At 44.3% G+C, this 13,402-nt stretch carries 21 protein-coding genes and 1 pseudogene; 1 reads left to right on the plus strand and 21 read right to left on the minus strand.

The genetic code is table 11. The features are described from left to right. Positions 1 to 109: 109 nt before the first annotated feature. A pseudogene (locus tag H6G73_RS08380) lies at positions 110 to 342 on the minus strand (hypothetical protein); the annotation flags it as partial. 93 nt (positions 343 to 435) lie between these two features. Continuing rightward, positions 436 to 798 carry a helix-turn-helix domain-containing protein gene (locus H6G73_RS08385; protein ID WP_190603206.1) on the minus strand — a complete coding sequence of 121 codons (363 nt, stop codon included), beginning with the start codon at positions 796 to 798 and terminating at the stop codon, positions 436 to 438. A gap of 225 nt (positions 799 to 1,023) precedes the next feature. Between H6G73_RS08385 and H6G73_RS08390 the strand changes: the two genes are divergently transcribed. Continuing rightward, positions 1,024 to 1,482, plus strand: coding sequence for a hypothetical protein (locus H6G73_RS08390; protein ID WP_190603208.1), 459 nt, complete (start codon positions 1,024 to 1,026; stop codon positions 1,480 to 1,482). On the opposite strand, the gene prfA is transcribed toward H6G73_RS08390, so the two are convergent. The 19 genes from prfA to rplE form a co-directional block, all read right to left on the minus strand. Beyond that, the gene (gene prfA, locus H6G73_RS08395; protein ID WP_190603210.1) at positions 1,483 to 2,583 is read right to left on the minus strand and encodes a peptide chain release factor 1; all 1,101 of its coding nucleotides are present in this window, start codon (positions 2,581 to 2,583) and stop codon (positions 1,483 to 1,485) included. A 124-nt stretch (positions 2,584 to 2,707) separates the two neighbouring features. Next, positions 2,708 to 2,947 carry a 50S ribosomal protein L31 gene (rpmE, locus tag H6G73_RS08400; protein ID WP_190603213.1) on the minus strand — a complete coding sequence of 80 codons (240 nt, stop codon included), beginning with the start codon at positions 2,945 to 2,947 and terminating at the stop codon, positions 2,708 to 2,710. 120 nt (positions 2,948 to 3,067) lie between these two features. Further along, entirely contained in the window at positions 3,068 to 3,487 is a 420-nt protein-coding gene (gene rpsI / locus H6G73_RS08405) for a 30S ribosomal protein S9 (RefSeq protein ID WP_190603215.1), read from the minus strand. Continuing rightward, on the minus strand, positions 3,487 to 3,939 hold the full coding sequence (rplM, locus tag H6G73_RS08410) for a 50S ribosomal protein L13 (protein ID WP_190603217.1): 453 nt from the start codon (positions 3,937 to 3,939) through the stop codon (positions 3,487 to 3,489). Before rplM ends, rpsI begins: the two co-directional genes overlap by 1 nt. 100 nt (positions 3,940 to 4,039) lie before the next feature. Further along, positions 4,040 to 4,888, minus strand: a complete 849-nt coding sequence (truA, locus tag H6G73_RS08415; RefSeq protein WP_190603219.1) for a tRNA pseudouridine(38-40) synthase TruA — start codon at positions 4,886 to 4,888, stop codon at positions 4,040 to 4,042. Between the two features lie 109 nt (positions 4,889 to 4,997). Further along, complete coding sequence (rplQ, locus tag H6G73_RS08420) at positions 4,998 to 5,348, minus strand: 50S ribosomal protein L17 (RefSeq protein WP_190603221.1); 351 nt, start codon at positions 5,346 to 5,348, stop codon at positions 4,998 to 5,000. 29 nt (positions 5,349 to 5,377) lie between these two features. After that, complete coding sequence (locus H6G73_RS08425) at positions 5,378 to 6,325, minus strand: DNA-directed RNA polymerase subunit alpha (protein WP_190603223.1); 948 nt, start codon at positions 6,323 to 6,325, stop codon at positions 5,378 to 5,380. A gap of 336 nt (positions 6,326 to 6,661) precedes the next feature. After that, a complete protein-coding gene (rpsK, locus tag H6G73_RS08430) occupies positions 6,662 to 7,057 on the minus strand; it encodes a 30S ribosomal protein S11 (protein WP_190603225.1) in 396 nt (131 codons plus the stop codon). 54 nt (positions 7,058 to 7,111) lie between these two features. Beyond that, positions 7,112 to 7,492, minus strand: a complete 381-nt coding sequence (gene rpsM, locus H6G73_RS08435) for a 30S ribosomal protein S13 (RefSeq protein WP_190603227.1) — start codon at positions 7,490 to 7,492, stop codon at positions 7,112 to 7,114. A gap of 113 nt (positions 7,493 to 7,605) precedes the next feature. Further along, on the minus strand, positions 7,606 to 7,719 hold the full coding sequence (rpmJ, locus tag H6G73_RS08440) for a 50S ribosomal protein L36 (protein WP_082803684.1): 114 nt from the start codon (positions 7,717 to 7,719) through the stop codon (positions 7,606 to 7,608). 116 nt (positions 7,720 to 7,835) lie between these two features. Continuing rightward, positions 7,836 to 8,060 (minus strand): translation initiation factor IF-1, encoded by a 225-nt coding sequence (gene infA, locus H6G73_RS08445; protein ID WP_006276978.1) that lies wholly within the window; start codon positions 8,058 to 8,060, stop codon positions 7,836 to 7,838. Positions 8,061 to 8,272: 212 nt separating this feature from the next. Next, the gene (locus H6G73_RS08450; protein WP_190603229.1) at positions 8,273 to 8,827 is read right to left on the minus strand and encodes an adenylate kinase; all 555 of its coding nucleotides are present in this window, start codon (positions 8,825 to 8,827) and stop codon (positions 8,273 to 8,275) included. After that, entirely contained in the window at positions 8,827 to 10,140 is a 1,314-nt protein-coding gene (secY, locus tag H6G73_RS08455; protein ID WP_190603231.1) for a preprotein translocase subunit SecY, read from the minus strand. The genes H6G73_RS08450 and secY overlap by 1 nt, the downstream gene beginning before the upstream one ends. A 72-nt stretch (positions 10,141 to 10,212) precedes the next feature. Continuing rightward, positions 10,213 to 10,659 (minus strand): 50S ribosomal protein L15, encoded by a 447-nt coding sequence (gene rplO, locus H6G73_RS08460; RefSeq protein WP_190603233.1) that lies wholly within the window; start codon positions 10,657 to 10,659, stop codon positions 10,213 to 10,215. Positions 10,660 to 10,749: 90 nt separating this feature from the next. Beyond that, a complete protein-coding gene (gene rpsE, locus H6G73_RS08465) occupies positions 10,750 to 11,274 on the minus strand; it encodes a 30S ribosomal protein S5 (protein WP_190603235.1) in 525 nt (174 codons plus the stop codon). Between the two features lie 88 nt (positions 11,275 to 11,362). Continuing rightward, on the minus strand, positions 11,363 to 11,725 hold the full coding sequence (gene rplR / locus H6G73_RS08470; RefSeq protein ID WP_190603237.1) for a 50S ribosomal protein L18: 363 nt from the start codon (positions 11,723 to 11,725) through the stop codon (positions 11,363 to 11,365). A 2-nt stretch (positions 11,726 to 11,727) separates the two neighbouring features. Beyond that, entirely contained in the window at positions 11,728 to 12,276 is a 549-nt protein-coding gene (gene rplF / locus H6G73_RS08475) for a 50S ribosomal protein L6 (protein WP_190603239.1), read from the minus strand. Positions 12,277 to 12,401: 125 nt separating this feature from the next. Further along, a complete protein-coding gene (gene rpsH / locus H6G73_RS08480; RefSeq protein ID WP_190603241.1) occupies positions 12,402 to 12,803 on the minus strand; it encodes a 30S ribosomal protein S8 in 402 nt (133 codons plus the stop codon). Between the two features lie 20 nt (positions 12,804 to 12,823). Continuing rightward, a complete protein-coding gene (gene rplE / locus H6G73_RS08485; RefSeq protein ID WP_190603243.1) occupies positions 12,824 to 13,372 on the minus strand; it encodes a 50S ribosomal protein L5 in 549 nt (182 codons plus the stop codon). Between the last annotated feature and the right edge of the window lie 30 nt (positions 13,373 to 13,402).

A 13,402-nucleotide genomic window follows, 5' to 3' on the forward strand; every position in this document is an offset into this window, starting at 1 on the left:
ACTGTTATTCAAATGTCTTTTTACACTCAATATGTCTGTTTTTATTCTCAATTAGATGTTTTCTCTCCGTAATTTCCCTCTGTGACAGTTAGGGGGCGGAAGGTGGGATTTAAGCAAGTCGCCTCACCATAATACGGATCATGGCAAGGTAGATAAAAGTCTCAGAGGTTTCGGGTAATAACTCATAATCTCTGACTATATGACTCCTACGTCGTCACGCTGCGCTATCGCCGATAACCCATCAACCAACCGTAAGTGCGTTCCACCACAAAGACGTTTTTTGAGTAAGGTAAAGCCCTTGGTCTGTTCTGGTCGAAGAACTACTTCCACCAAAACATAGAAAATCGCGTTCAAAACTTCCCAGATATCGACACTCCTGTTCGCGTAGCGTGCCGTAGGCATACTCCTGAACTTCTTCCCGAATCCCTACACCCATTAACCAACCTTTGCACTGTCCACAGAAGCTTCCGCGGCCGCTGCTAATCTATCCATAACGGCTCTACCAATGATTGCCACTTCACTGAGTGGCATCGATTTGATGTGCTTAACCATCTGGTTAACATCGGTAGTTTCCGCGATCGGTTTCATTCCCAAATAGTTGAGCAGTTCTTCCATCGTATAACCTGCTCTGGCTGCAATTTGAGCCAAGTTTTGGATGTCAGGTACAGATTCTCCCTTTTCCCAAAACTGTACCGCAGTAGCCGAAACTCCCAGAAGCTTCCCAAAAGCTCTTTGACTCATGGAGCCACGAGCAATTTTTACGACTTCAATTAGTTTGTTTCTAGCTTCTAATTCCACGGGTGTAGTATCTCTTTAGCTGAAATGATGTGTATACTTTTTAACTTGTAAAGATTTTTATTCGGCATTTACAATGTCACTTGTAAATGATAAATTTTATATAGACTTTAAATTTTAAAATTTACCTGTAACTTTTCTTCACTACAAATCAAACATACCTATTTATTTTAACTCTTATATTGCTGACAGCAAGTTAGCTGTAAAATTCCAGGGTAACGGTGCATCATGTCTCGCCAGCTACGTCATAAAATTAACAAGTATCGCCGTCAGCGTAAAAACCTGATTAGCACTCATAAGATTAAACCAGAACATTGGCAGATTTCGGAAGCAGAAGCAAAATTAGCTTTAATCGCCAAGGGTTTTAAGGTCAAGGAAATTAAGAAAATTCATTGCCTCAAGTATCAGGTCAGTATTTCCTTCTGGGATATGCAAGGAAACATTTGCTGTAGCTTCTTCAGCTATCGCATTTTTGCCCTGTGGCAGAGGGAAGTGGAAAAGTTAATTGACAACTGCCAAAGTCTCAAGGCTTGGGCAAGGTTAAATTATCTCATGAGTTATGAATTTGCCTATTACCATTATCTTGGTGAAACAGAACAGGCCCTACATCAGGCATTAGAAAACCGCTTTCTTGTGTTAAATTCAACAACACAGTCGGCGGCTTTCTCAGAGGTTGAATTACAGTAATTAGCCAGCAGCACCAGAGGCGGCTAATTCTGCTAAACGCTCTTGTTGGTCTTGGGAGATACAAGATTGGATAACTGTTTCTAGATCACCTTCCAATACAGGGTTGAGTGAATAGTTTTGACCTAAGCGGTGGTCGGTGACACGGTTATCTTTATAGTTATAAGTGCGAATCTTTTCTGAACGGGAACCTGTACCAACTTGCGATCGCCTCATAGAGGTAACAGCCTCTTGTTGTTCCCGTAATTTCATCTCATATAACTTCGCTCGCAAAATTTGCATAGCCCGTTCTTTGTTCTGTAACTGACTCCGTTCTTCTGTACAGAAAATCCGGATACCAGTTGGTTTGTGCATCAAGTCAACGGCTGTTTCCACTTTGTTGACGTTTTGTCCACCAGCACCACCAGAACGGGCTGTAGTCATTTCAATATCTTTCGGGTCAATGTGTACTTCTACATCATCGACTTCTGGCATAATCGCTACTGTAGCGGTAGAAGTATGAACCCGACCCCCAGCTTCTGTAGCAGGTACACGCTGCACTCGATGGACTCCGGCTTCAAACTTTAACTTGCTGTAAACACTGTCACCTTGAATTTCTAGAATAACTTCTTTGAAGCCACCCATTTCTCCCAAGGACTCGCTGACCAGCTTTACTCTCCAACCCTGAGTATCAGCATAGCGGGAATACATCCGCAGTAAATCCCCAGCCCAAATACTCGCTTCATCACCACCAGTCCCAGCACGAATTTCCAACATGATGTTTTTATCATCGTTGGGGTCACGGGGTAAGAGTAACACCTTCAAGCGATTTTCTAAATAATCTAGCTTTTCTTCTAGTTCATTTACTTCCAAAGCTGCCATTTCTTGCAGTTCAGGATCGCTATTGGACTCTTTGAGTACCTGACGGGCCCCGACTAATTCCTCTTGGGCAGTTTTCCAAGTTTCATAGGTATTGACTACCTCTTCCAAGGAAGAACGAGACTTGGCAATTTTTTGATACTCATCGGGATTTTTCGCAGTATCAGGGTCGGCCAAGCGCCGAGTCAGTTCATTAAAGGTTTGTTCAACAGATTTAAGTTTCTCCAGCAGATATGTTTCAGCCATAACGAGTGCAATCGCTCCTTCAAAATAACAGTTGGCTAGGGCATAAAATGATAATCGACCCAGCAGATGCAGGGTCGTCTATGGCTTACGCCACAATACGCTATCAATAGCTACAGCCAACCAGCTACTTTTTGTTATCGCCGCCAGAACTTTGAGTGCTGGACATACCGTACTTACGGAGGAAGCGTTCAACTCGACCCTCAGTGTCAATAATCTTCTGAGTGCCAGTATAAAAGGGGTGGTTTCCAGACCAAACATCAACGTGTAATTCGGGTTTAGTAGAACCAACAGTCGTCACAACTTGACCGTTGCAGTAAACCTTAGCTTCTGGATACCACTGGGGATGAATATCAGGTTTAGCCATGTTTCCTTTTGTGGTGAATCTCTTTCAAAATTATAACTTTCAGCTTTTTCCAGTTGGTAGAACTTCAGATTTTAGAATTGTAGGTTCATACAAAAGCCCAAATCTAAAATCCAAAATTGATTACCGCTTGGAGTATTGAGGAGCTTTACGAGCTTTGTGCAAACCGTATTTCTTCCGTTCTTTAGCCCGTGGGTCACGAGTTAAGTAACCTTCAATTTTCAAGGGAGAACGATTTTCGGGGTCTAATTCGCACAATGCACGAGCTACACCCAACCGGATGGAATCAGCTTGACCAGTCAAGCCACCACCTTCAGCCTTAACGAGAATGTCATACTCGTTTTCTAGACCCAATGTTTCCAAAGGGGCTTTAATTGCACCCAAGTAGTTGGGGTTAAATTGGAAGTATAAGTCTCCAGGTTTGCCGTTGACAATCAACTTACCTTCGCCGGGTACTAGACGGACTCTGGCTACAGAGGATTTACGACGACCAGTACCCCAGTAAACAGCGCGACCGCTAGTAGTTTCTGCCGCTACTACCATTAATTTTCTCCAGGAATTGTATTAATTGTAATTTCTTTTGGTTTTTGAGCCTCATGAGGATGGGTAGGCCCAGCATAAACCTTGAGTTTTGTGAACAGTTGTTTACCTAAGCTATTTTTAGGCAGCATTCCCTTCACAGCATGTTCAACAATCCGTTCTGGTAAACGCTGTTGCAGCTTGGCAAAAGTTTCTGTTTTCATCCCACCAGGACGACCTGAGTGGCGACGATAAAGTTTTTGTGTGCGCTTTTTGCCTGTCACCGCTACTTTATCAGCGTTGATGACAATGACAAAATCCCCAGTATCTAAGTGGGGAGTATATTCAGCTTTTCTCTTGCCTCTGAGAATCATGGCGACTTCACTAGCGAGGCGACCGAGGCGTTGGTCTGTAGCATCTACTACGTACCAATCGCGCTCAAGGGAATCTTGAGCAGGAAGGTAGGTTTTACTCATTTTGATTTATCCTTTGTTATTTGTTTTTGTCAGTCTTCCTTGATGAGTTATCAATCTTCTGGCTGTGGCAAAAAATAAAAAACAAAAATCAGACTGATGTTTAATTTTTCATTTCCGCTAGCTGCTGACCAAACACTAAATAAGGTTGGCTGTCGTACCAGATTTCTGGAGGGAAGGGAAAATCAGGATAGCCCACCCGCAGTAGGCATAAACCTTGAGCCGGGGCTGCATGTTTTACGTCTTCCCGTCGTTGCTGTTGCCAAATTTCGGTAAAGTTAGCAAGCGATCGCTGGCCGGAAGCCACCTGTACTAACATTCCCACCAACAACCTCACCATTCCATATAAAAACCCATTAGCCTGAATTTCTATATGGATAAACGGCCCGCGCCGACAACACTCCACTGCTTGCACCTCCACCCAAGAATGCTTCCGCGCTGAACCAGCGCGGTGAAATGCAGCCAAGTGATGTTTGCCCAGTAAAGGTTGCAGGGCAGCTTGCAGCAACGATTCATCTAAGGGTGCATAATAATAATGCCAACTAAAAGGCTTGACGAACAAGTTCGGTCTGTCCTCAGTGTAGATAGTGTAGCGATACCGCCGATAGATAGCACTAAACCGAGCGTGCCACCTATCACCCACACCAGCTGATGCCCTGATTAATATATCTGGGGGCATATAGCTATTGAGAACAGTTGCCCACTTATGAGCCGGAATTTTACTTCTCACCTCAAAATGAGCTACCTGAGCAGAGGCATGAACCCCAGCATCCGTTCTACCTGCACCATGTAAGGTGACATGATAGCCTAGAACATTAGCTATAGCGGTTTCTATTTCTTCTTGAACCGTTCTTTGGGCCTTTTGTCTTTGCCAGCCATGAAAATTAGTCCCTAGATATTGAATAACTAGAGCTACTCTTTGAGTCTTTTGCGGCTGGCTGGTGTCTAACATAGGCTTGGTCACTGGTTAGTGGATATCGGCATTGGGAACTAGGTCTTGGTAATTAATCCTTCACTCTTTCCCTATTGCTGACTCTCACTTTCACCTCTTGCCAATGACTTTATACCAATTCCAGGATCGCCATTTCCGCATTATCACCACGACGGGGAATAGTATGCAGAATGCGAGTATAACCACCTTGGCGATTAGCATAGCGGTTAGGAGCTTGTTCAAACAGAGCATGAACTAGCTGCTTATCGTAGATATAACCCAATGCTTCCCGACGTGATGCCAAGGAACCATCTTTAGCCAAAGTAATCATCTTATCTACATAGGTACGTACTGCCTTAGCTCGAACTAAAGTAGTAGTAATTCGTCCATGACGAATAAGTTCAGTAGTCAGAGCGCGGAGGAGGGCACGGCGCTGATCAGCTGGTTTGCTGAGTTTTTTAACCCGACAACGGTGACGCATAACACTAAGGAATGATTAACTGTTTTGGTTTAGCTATGTTTGGAGCTTCTTTCTTGGGGTAGAGTAATACCTAAGCGACGTTGCAAGGCTTCCACTACTTCTTCTGCGGACTTTTGACCAAAGTTTTTGATTTCTAACAGGTCTTCTTGGGTATAATCCAATAAGTCAGCCACAGAATTAACTTGGGCGCGTTTGAGACAGTTATACGCCCGCACAGACAACTGCAACTCTTCAATAGGAATTTGGGCTGTTGGGTCGTCTGGAATATCTGAACCTGTATCTGTAGGTTCTAAGGAGATATCTTTTAACGGGTTGAATAAATCTACCAAAATTCCCGCAGCTGAGGATAGTGCCTCTTGAGGAGAGATGCTGCCATTAGTCCATACTTCTAACAACAGACGGTCTTTAGTAATAGAGCCATCTCCACGAGCTTCTTCCACACTATAGTTGACTTTTCGCACTGGCATAAAAACCGAGTCAATTTGCAAAAAGTCTAGAGAGGTAGCTTCTTCTCTTCCTCGCTCTACAGTCCGATAGCCTTTGCCTCTCTCAATACGAAACTCCATTTCCAGTTTCCCACCTTCAGCAATGGTGGCAATATACTGGGTCGGATCAATAACTTCTACTTCACTGGGTAAGTCAAAATGAGCCGCTGTGACGGTGGACGGACCATTAACTAGTAAGCGGCCTATTTGGGGTTGAGAAGAATAGCTCTTGAGGATGACTTCCTTCATCCGCATCAGGATTTCCAGGACATCTTCCCGTACACCTGGAACTGTGGCAAACTCGTGAGTAACCCCAGCGATTCTCACTGCTGTAACTGCTGTACCCTCTAAATTAGAAAGTAAAACCCGCCGCAACGCGTTGCCTACAGTTGTTCCTTGTCCCCGCTCTAGTGGTTCCAGAACAAATTTACTGTAATGGCTACGACTTTCCTCTGTACTAGACTCTACACATTCTATTTGAAACTGCGCCACGGAGTAGCCTCCCTTGTTAAGGTGCTGCTAGCAGGCAAATAAATTGCCTCTCGAATTTAATTTATGCTCTGAAATGATTTTTTGGTTAAAATACCAAGTAACAGTGGCAAATGGTACACCTGAATTATTCAGAGACATTGTGCATATTTTTGGTTTTCCAAAGTTTAGCAGCCCTCCCTATGGGAAGAGCTGATCTGCTTTTCGGTCACCCTATGGTTTTGGAAGTTAACAAGCATTCTCCTAACTCCAGCAGTTGATATTAATCTGCCTGAGATAACATTGCCAGTAATGTGTGGGTGCTTGAACTTCTCCCCTATCTCGCTTAATTTGGTGAGTTTAAACTCGACGACGTTTAGGAGGACGGCAACCGTTGTGAGGAATGGGGGTAATATCCCGAATGAGTGTGATTTCCAATCCGGCACCTTGCAGCGCCCGGATAGCAGTTTCTCTCCCTGCACCAGGTCCACTGACCATTACTTCTATTTGGCGCATACCTTGGTCGATAGCTCGACGGGCAGCACTTTCAGCTGCTGTTTGTGCTGCAAAGGGAGTACCTTTTTTTGCCCCCTTAAATCCACTAGAACCAGCACTGGCCCAAGAAATGACATCTCCGTTTTGATCGGTAATGGTGACAATGCTATTGTTGAAAGTAGATTGAATATAGGCAACGCCGTTAGGTACGTTCCGTTTTTGCTTTTTGCTCCCGGATTTTTTAGTTGGTTGTCTCGCCATATTTGTTTAGTGAATTTAAGGTACAACTTGCTGCTCAAAGCAAGCAAATCAGGATTATTTACCAGGGGCTTTCTTCTTACCTGCCACTGTCTGTCTTCTACCGCGTCGGGTTCTGGCGTTGGTGCGAGTTCTCTGTCCTCTAACAGGTAAACCCATGCGATGACGACGACCTCTATAGGTACCAATGTCAATTAAGCGCTTAATGCTCATTGCTTCTAAGCGCCGCAAGTCACCTTCAACTTGATAGTTACTTTCGATTTCGCCGCGCAGGGCTGCTACATCGGCATCGCTGAGGTCTTTAACGCGGGTGTCTGGGTTTACACCTGTACTTGCTAAAATTGCTTTTGACCTGGTTAGTCCAATTCCGTAAATGTATGTCAGACCAATTTCAACACGCTTATCGCGTGGAAGGTCTACTCCGGCAATCCGTGCCACAATGAATCTCTCCCTATTGTTTTCGCAATTGCTGTGGGTAAAAACGTGATGGGTTGTCGCGCTTTTGGTTGTGATGCTAATCTGGTGCTGCTATGAATAGAATAGACAGAACCTTACCCCTGACGTTGTTTGTGCTTGGGGTTAATACAAATCACCATGACACGACCACGGCGTTTGATCACGTTGCACTTTTCACAAATTTTCTTGACTGAGGCTCTGACTTTCATGCCTTTGTTACTTGACTCCAAATAGTAAATTATAGCATTTTTAGCGCAAATATTTCAGTTAAGTAACTGGGGTGAACACCACCAGATATGGTTTATGGTAAGTTTTCTACATAAATTTATTTCTTCCGTAGTCGATAGGTAATTCTACCTTTAGTTAGGTCATAGGGTGTAAGTTCCACTTTGACGCGATCGCCAGGTAAAATTTTGATGTAATTACGGCGAATCTTGCCGGAAATATGTGCTAGGACATTAAAGCCATTATCCAAGTCAACGCGAAACATCGCATTGGGTAATGACTCGGTGACAGTCCCTTCCATTTCAATCAAGTCTTGCTTAGACAAGTGTTTTCCTCAACTCAACTATTTTTTGTTCCTTTACTGTGAAAGTAATCGGTACAAAAACACAATTTGCGAAATATATCAACAGTTTCTTAATATATCTTAGCTAAAATCAACTTGCACCCTGACTAATGAGAGAAGAGGGAGGGAGAAACTAGTAGTGAGTCAATTGATTTTTTTACTTTCACCATCTACCCTTCACCTCTGCTGATCTCTTAAGGATTGACGATTTTTTTCAATGCGGCAGTGACTTCTTCTGGGGACTGATCACCATTAACAGGGATAAGTTGATGGCGATCGCCATAATAGTTAATTAAAGGAGCAGTATCATTGCGGTAAACTTCTAGGCGACGACGAATCACCTCTTCTGTATCATCAGCCCGTCCCCGTCCTAGTAACCTGGTCACCACAATTTCATCTGGTGCATCCAAGTTAATTACCTTTTCTCCACTTTGACCAATTGTTTTCAGCAATTCCTGCAAAAATTCTGCTTGTGTTACTTTGCGAGGAAAGCCATCAAGAATCCAGCCATTTTGGGTATCTGGTTGCTTGAGCCGTTCTTCTACTAAATCTTGTACTAGTTGGTCTGGGACTAACTCGCCTTGATCCATGTAGCTTTTAGCCTTCCTTCCCAAAGGGGTTTGGTCTTGAATAGCTTGCCGTAAAATATCACCAGTGGAAATATGGGGAATATGCAAAAAATCAGCCAAAGTCTTAGCCTGAGTTCCTTTTCCTGCACCCGGTGGCCCCAAGAAGATTAATCGCGTCACTATTGTTTCACCATTCCTTCATAGCGTTGAGAGATAACGTAGGTTTGAATTTGCCTAGCAGTATCTATCGCTACGCCTACTAAAATCAACAATGAGGTAGCACCTAAACCTTGAAATGTTGGTACTCCTAAAGCTCTTTCTACTGCTGTGGGTATAATTGCCACTAACCCTAAAAAGATTGCCCCTAAGAGAGTCAGTCGATTACTGACGCGCTCTATATACTCACTAGTAGCTTTACCCGGACGAATACCAGGGATACTAGAACCCATTTTCTTTAAGTTTTGAGCTACATCTATGGGGTTAAGAATTAACGAAGAATAGAAGTAACTGAAGAAAATGATGCTAATCATGTATACCAAGGCATAAACCCAAGAGCCAGAACCACTGGGACTCAGATAGGTATTCACGATATTTGCCAATTCAGCATTTTTTGTGAAATTAGCAATTAGCAACGGCAAACTGAGAATAGCTGCCGCAAAAATAATTGGCATTACGCCGCCTTGATTAAGGCGCAAGGGTAAGAAACTGCGTTGTTCAGCTAAAACCCGCCTTCCCACTTGCCTCCGGGCAGAAATGATAGGGATACGGCGCATTCCTTCCTGGACAAAGACGATGCCAATAATGGTGGCTATAAAGACTAGTACCAGGACAATGACCCGACCAACTATTTCCCTTCCACCCACCTGTACCAAGTCGATGGTATCACCCAAGGATTTTGGCAGTGAAGCGACGATGTTGACAAAAATCAACAAAGATGCACCGTTACCAATACCTCTTTCAGTAATCAGTTCCGATGCCCACATTACGAACATAGAACCGGCAGTGAGAGCGATCGCTGTTTCCGCTACAAACAAAGGTCCTGGATTTAAGGCAAATTGCTGGAGGAATAAAGCTGAAAACGCCACACTTTGAATAACGGCCCAGCCTACAGACACATAGCGGGTGATTTGGGAAATCTTTCGCCGTCCTGCCTCACCATCATTTTTCTGTAAATTTTCTAAAGAGGGAATCGCCGCTGTGAGCAATTGGATGATAATAGACGCATTAATATAGGGCAAAATCCCCAAGGCAAAAACCCCTAAAGTAGAAAGTCCTCGCCCAGAGAAAATATCCAATAAACCGAAAATGGAATTATTGCCCGATATTGCTTCAGCAAACCTAGCTCTATCAATTCCTGGGACTGGTAAAAAGATACCCAGCCGCACCAGAATTAACATACCGACAGTTACAAGCAGCCTACCTCTCAGTCCAGCTGCTTGCGCCATCTGCATAAAAGTTTCTTGAGCCGTTGGGGCTTTATCTCGACTGATCATAGAGTGATACCTTGATACTGAAGTAAGGCGCTGACAGCGAGTTAGCTAGTATGAAAGTGCGCCCTTAGAGCTTCACACTACGACTTCGCAACTGCCACCAGCAGCTTCGATTTTGCTTTTAGCTCCACTGGTAAAAGCCGCAGCTTGCACCTTTAAGGGAACGCTTAACTCTCCATTCCCCAAAATTTTCAATGGGCCTTTAGCAGCAGTCAGAATACCTGCTTCCTGTAAAGAAGCCAAAGTTACTTCTGAGTTAGGAGGCAAAGAAGCCAGCTTCTCTACATTAATCGTAGTGTAAACTTTACGGTTAACGAGGGGAAAGCCCTTCAGTTTAGGAATACGGCGGTACAAAGGTTGTTGACCACCTTCAAATCCAGGGCGGGTACTACTACCAGAGCGTGATTTTTGACCACGCATACCCAAACCCGCACTAGCACCTTGACCCGCAGAAATACCTCTACCTACACGGCGGCGGCGTTTTTTGGAGCCTTTTTGTGGCTTAACATCATTGAGTCTCATGGGATTTTGGAGTTTAGATTTTCGATTTGGGATTGAGAATCTCTTTTTGCTTAGGGATGATTAGATCAAAAATCCAATCTCAAAGCATCACTAAATATAGAGTTTGTCTACGGACACACCCCGATCTTCAGCTACTTCCGCAAATGTCCGCAGTGTAGATAAAGCATTCACTGCTGCTCTGGCGTTGTTGAGAGGGTTGTTAGAACCCAATTGCTTGGCGAGTACGTTCCGTACTCCTGCCAGTTCTAAAACAGTCCGGACAGCACCACCTGCAATTACACCTGTACCGGGTGCAGCTGGACGCATAATCACTTTAGCACCACCACCAACACCATCAATAGGATGGGGGATGGAGTTAGCTTTAGTGATAGGAATATCAATCAGATGCTTTTTCCCGTCAGCTACACCTTTTTTCACTGCACCAATGACATCGGCAGCTTTACCAACACCGACACCAACTTGACCTTTCTCGTTACCAACCACCACAATGGCTCGGAAACTGAGTTTTTTACCACCTTTAACTACTTTGCTGACGCGACGGATTTGAATTACTCGTTCTTGCCAGTTGGTTTCTTCTTTTTTTGCTCGGCTTGCTTTACGACGACCGCTTACCATAATTTATGCTCTGTTGTTAGTTGTCAGTTGTCATTTGTCAGTTCTGAGTTCTCAGTATTCACTGTTCCCTGTTCCCTGACTCATGACTTTAGAAATCTAAACCAGCTTCCCGTGCGGCTTCAGCCAGTGCTTGAATGCGACCGTGATAAAGGTTGCCACCGCGATCAAAAACGACTTTGGTAATCCCTTTTTCTAAAGCACGCACAGCAATTAACTTGCCAACTTCGGCAGAAGCTTCGCAGTTGCTACTCGAAGATAAGGTCGATTTTAAATTTGGTTCTAAGGTCGATGCCGCTACTAAGGTGTGATGCTTAGTATCATCTATCACTTGAGCATAGATATGCTCGTTGGAGCGAAATATAGCCAAGCGAGGACGTTCTGGGGAACCGTTTACTTTCCCACGAATGCGCCGATGGCGGCGCTGTTTAGATTCTCTGCGAGTAAGTTTCATGTTTACTTCTTACCACTCTTACCAGTCTTACCAGCTTTACGTCTGACCACTTCACCTGCATAGCGAATGCCTTTACCTTTGTAAGGTTCAGGTGGACGAACGGCGCGAATTTTCGCGGCTGTATTGCCGACTATTTCTTTGTCGTAGCCACTGACGATGACGTTAGTGTTATTTTCAACGGCGAATTGAATACCATCGGGGGGCGCAATGTGTACTTGATGGCTAAAACCCATGTTGAGGACGAGGGTGCCGCCTTGTACTTGGGCCCGATAACCTACACCTTGAATTTCTAACCGACGTTGAAAACCTTGGGAAACTCCCTCCACCATATTGGCGACAAGGGTACGGCTTAAGCCGTGCAGTTGCCTGGAGGGACGGGTATCATCACGACGAGTGACGAGTAATGTATCCCCCTCCTGAGTAACAATGACGTTGGTGGGTAGTTCGCGAGCTAGTTCGCCTTTGGGGCCTTTCACTGCGACGTTGGTGCCATCAATGGTCACTTGTACTTTGGCGGGAATAGTAATTGGACGTTTACCAATACGAGACATGAATCTTTGTCCTTTGTCAGTTGCGAGTTATGAGTTATGAGTTACGAGTTTTGGTGAAGTTCACCGGAAAATTCTGATGGCGTAGTGTGGCACTAGCCATACTCCTTAACTCCTCAACTCCTTTCTTACCAAACGTAGCAAAGCACTTCACCGCCTACATTCTGGCGACGGGCTTCGCGGTCTGTCATAATTCCACTCGATGTAGAAATAATCGCGATGCCAATGCCACCAAGGACTCTTGGTAATTCTTTGCGGTTAGAGTAAACTCGTAAACCTGGCTTACTTACCCGTTTGAGTGCAGTAATTAAAGGTTGACGATTTTTACCTTTGTACTTCAAAGAAATTACTAGATTGCGCTTAATACCTTCGCCTACTTCTTGATATTCAGCGATAAAGCCTTCCTCTTGTAGCACTTTGGCAATACTACGGGTCATCTTTGTGGCTGGCACTTGTGTTGTTTGATGCCTTGCCAAGTTGGCATTGCGGATGCGCGTCAGCATATCTGCAATTGTGTCGTTAGCCGCCATCTTTTCCTCTTTAGATGAACTTATTGATCGCGAAAGGGCATTCCCATTTCCTTAAGTAAGGCCCGGCCCTCTTCGTCGGTTTTAGCTGTAGTGATAATAGAAATATCTAAACCACGGATTTGATCGATGCTGTCGTATTCGACTTCTGGGAAGATTAACTGTTCGCGTACACCCAGGGTATAGTTACCACGACCGTCGAAACTTTTAGGACTAACACCACGAAAGTCACGAATTCTGGGTAAAGAGAGGTTAATCAAGCGATCTAGAAAGGCATACATCCGTTCACCTCTCAAGGTCACCATGATACCTACAGGCATCCCTTGCCGAATTTTGAAGCCAGCGATCGCTTTTTTTGCCCGTGTCACTACTGGCTTTTGACCAGTGATTAAAGCAATTTCGCTAATGGAAGCTTCCAATGCTTTAGCGTTTTGTGCTGCTTCGCCCAAGCCCCGGTTAACAGTTACTTTCAATACCTTGGGTACTTGATGTACGTTGGTGTATTGAAACTGTTGGGTTAATTTGGGAACGATTGTCTCTTGATATAGAGTTTTGAGTTTTGCTGTTGCCATAGTTTTTGTCCTGATTTCCCTGGGCTTGGT

The sequence above is a fragment of the Richelia sinica FACHB-800 genome, assembly GCF_014698825.1.
Lineage (GTDB): Bacteria > Cyanobacteriota > Cyanobacteriia > Cyanobacteriales > Nostocaceae > FACHB-800.

What these genes read in the sequence shown, in the direction of transcription:
- rpsI (WP_190603215.1), bottom strand. Translation starts at nt 3,487, where the DNA reads ATGGTAGTAGCGGCAGAAACTACTAGCGGTCGCGCTGTTTACTGGGGT.
- truA (WP_190603219.1), bottom strand. Translation starts at nt 4,888, where the DNA reads ATGTTAGACACCAGCCAGCCGCAAAAGACTCAAAGAGTAGCTCTAGTT.
- H6G73_RS08390 (WP_190603208.1), top strand. Translation starts at nt 1,024, where the DNA reads ATGTCTCGCCAGCTACGTCATAAAATTAACAAGTATCGCCGTCAGCGT.
- rpmJ (WP_082803684.1), bottom strand. Translation starts at nt 7,719, where the DNA reads ATGAAAGTCAGAGCCTCAGTCAAGAAAATTTGTGAAAAGTGCAACGTG.
- rplO (WP_190603233.1), bottom strand. Translation starts at nt 10,659, where the DNA reads ATGAGACTCAATGATGTTAAGCCACAAAAAGGCTCCAAAAAACGCCGC.
- secY (WP_190603231.1), bottom strand. Translation starts at nt 10,140, where the DNA reads ATGATCAGTCGAGATAAAGCCCCAACGGCTCAAGAAACTTTTATGCAG.
- rplQ (WP_190603221.1), bottom strand. Translation starts at nt 5,348, where the DNA reads ATGCGTCACCGTTGTCGGGTTAAAAAACTCAGCAAACCAGCTGATCAG.
- rplE (WP_190603243.1), bottom strand. Translation starts at nt 13,372, where the DNA reads ATGGCAACAGCAAAACTCAAAACTCTATATCAAGAGACAATCGTTCCC.
- rplR (WP_190603237.1), bottom strand. Translation starts at nt 11,725, where the DNA reads ATGAAACTTACTCGCAGAGAATCTAAACAGCGCCGCCATCGGCGCATT.
- prfA (WP_190603210.1), bottom strand. Translation starts at nt 2,583, where the DNA reads ATGGCTGAAACATATCTGCTGGAGAAACTTAAATCTGTTGAACAAACC.
- rplM (WP_190603217.1), bottom strand. Translation starts at nt 3,939, where the DNA reads ATGAGTAAAACCTACCTTCCTGCTCAAGATTCCCTTGAGCGCGATTGG.
- rpsH (WP_190603241.1), bottom strand. Translation starts at nt 12,803, where the DNA reads ATGGCGGCTAACGACACAATTGCAGATATGCTGACGCGCATCCGCAAT.
- rpsE (WP_190603235.1), bottom strand. Translation starts at nt 11,274, where the DNA reads ATGGTAAGCGGTCGTCGTAAAGCAAGCCGAGCAAAAAAAGAAGAAACC.
- rpsK (WP_190603225.1), bottom strand. Translation starts at nt 7,057, where the DNA reads ATGGCGAGACAACCAACTAAAAAATCCGGGAGCAAAAAGCAAAAACGG.
- rplF (WP_190603239.1), bottom strand. Translation starts at nt 12,276, where the DNA reads ATGTCTCGTATTGGTAAACGTCCAATTACTATTCCCGCCAAAGTACAA.
- rpmE (WP_190603213.1), bottom strand. Translation starts at nt 2,947, where the DNA reads ATGGCTAAACCTGATATTCATCCCCAGTGGTATCCAGAAGCTAAGGTT.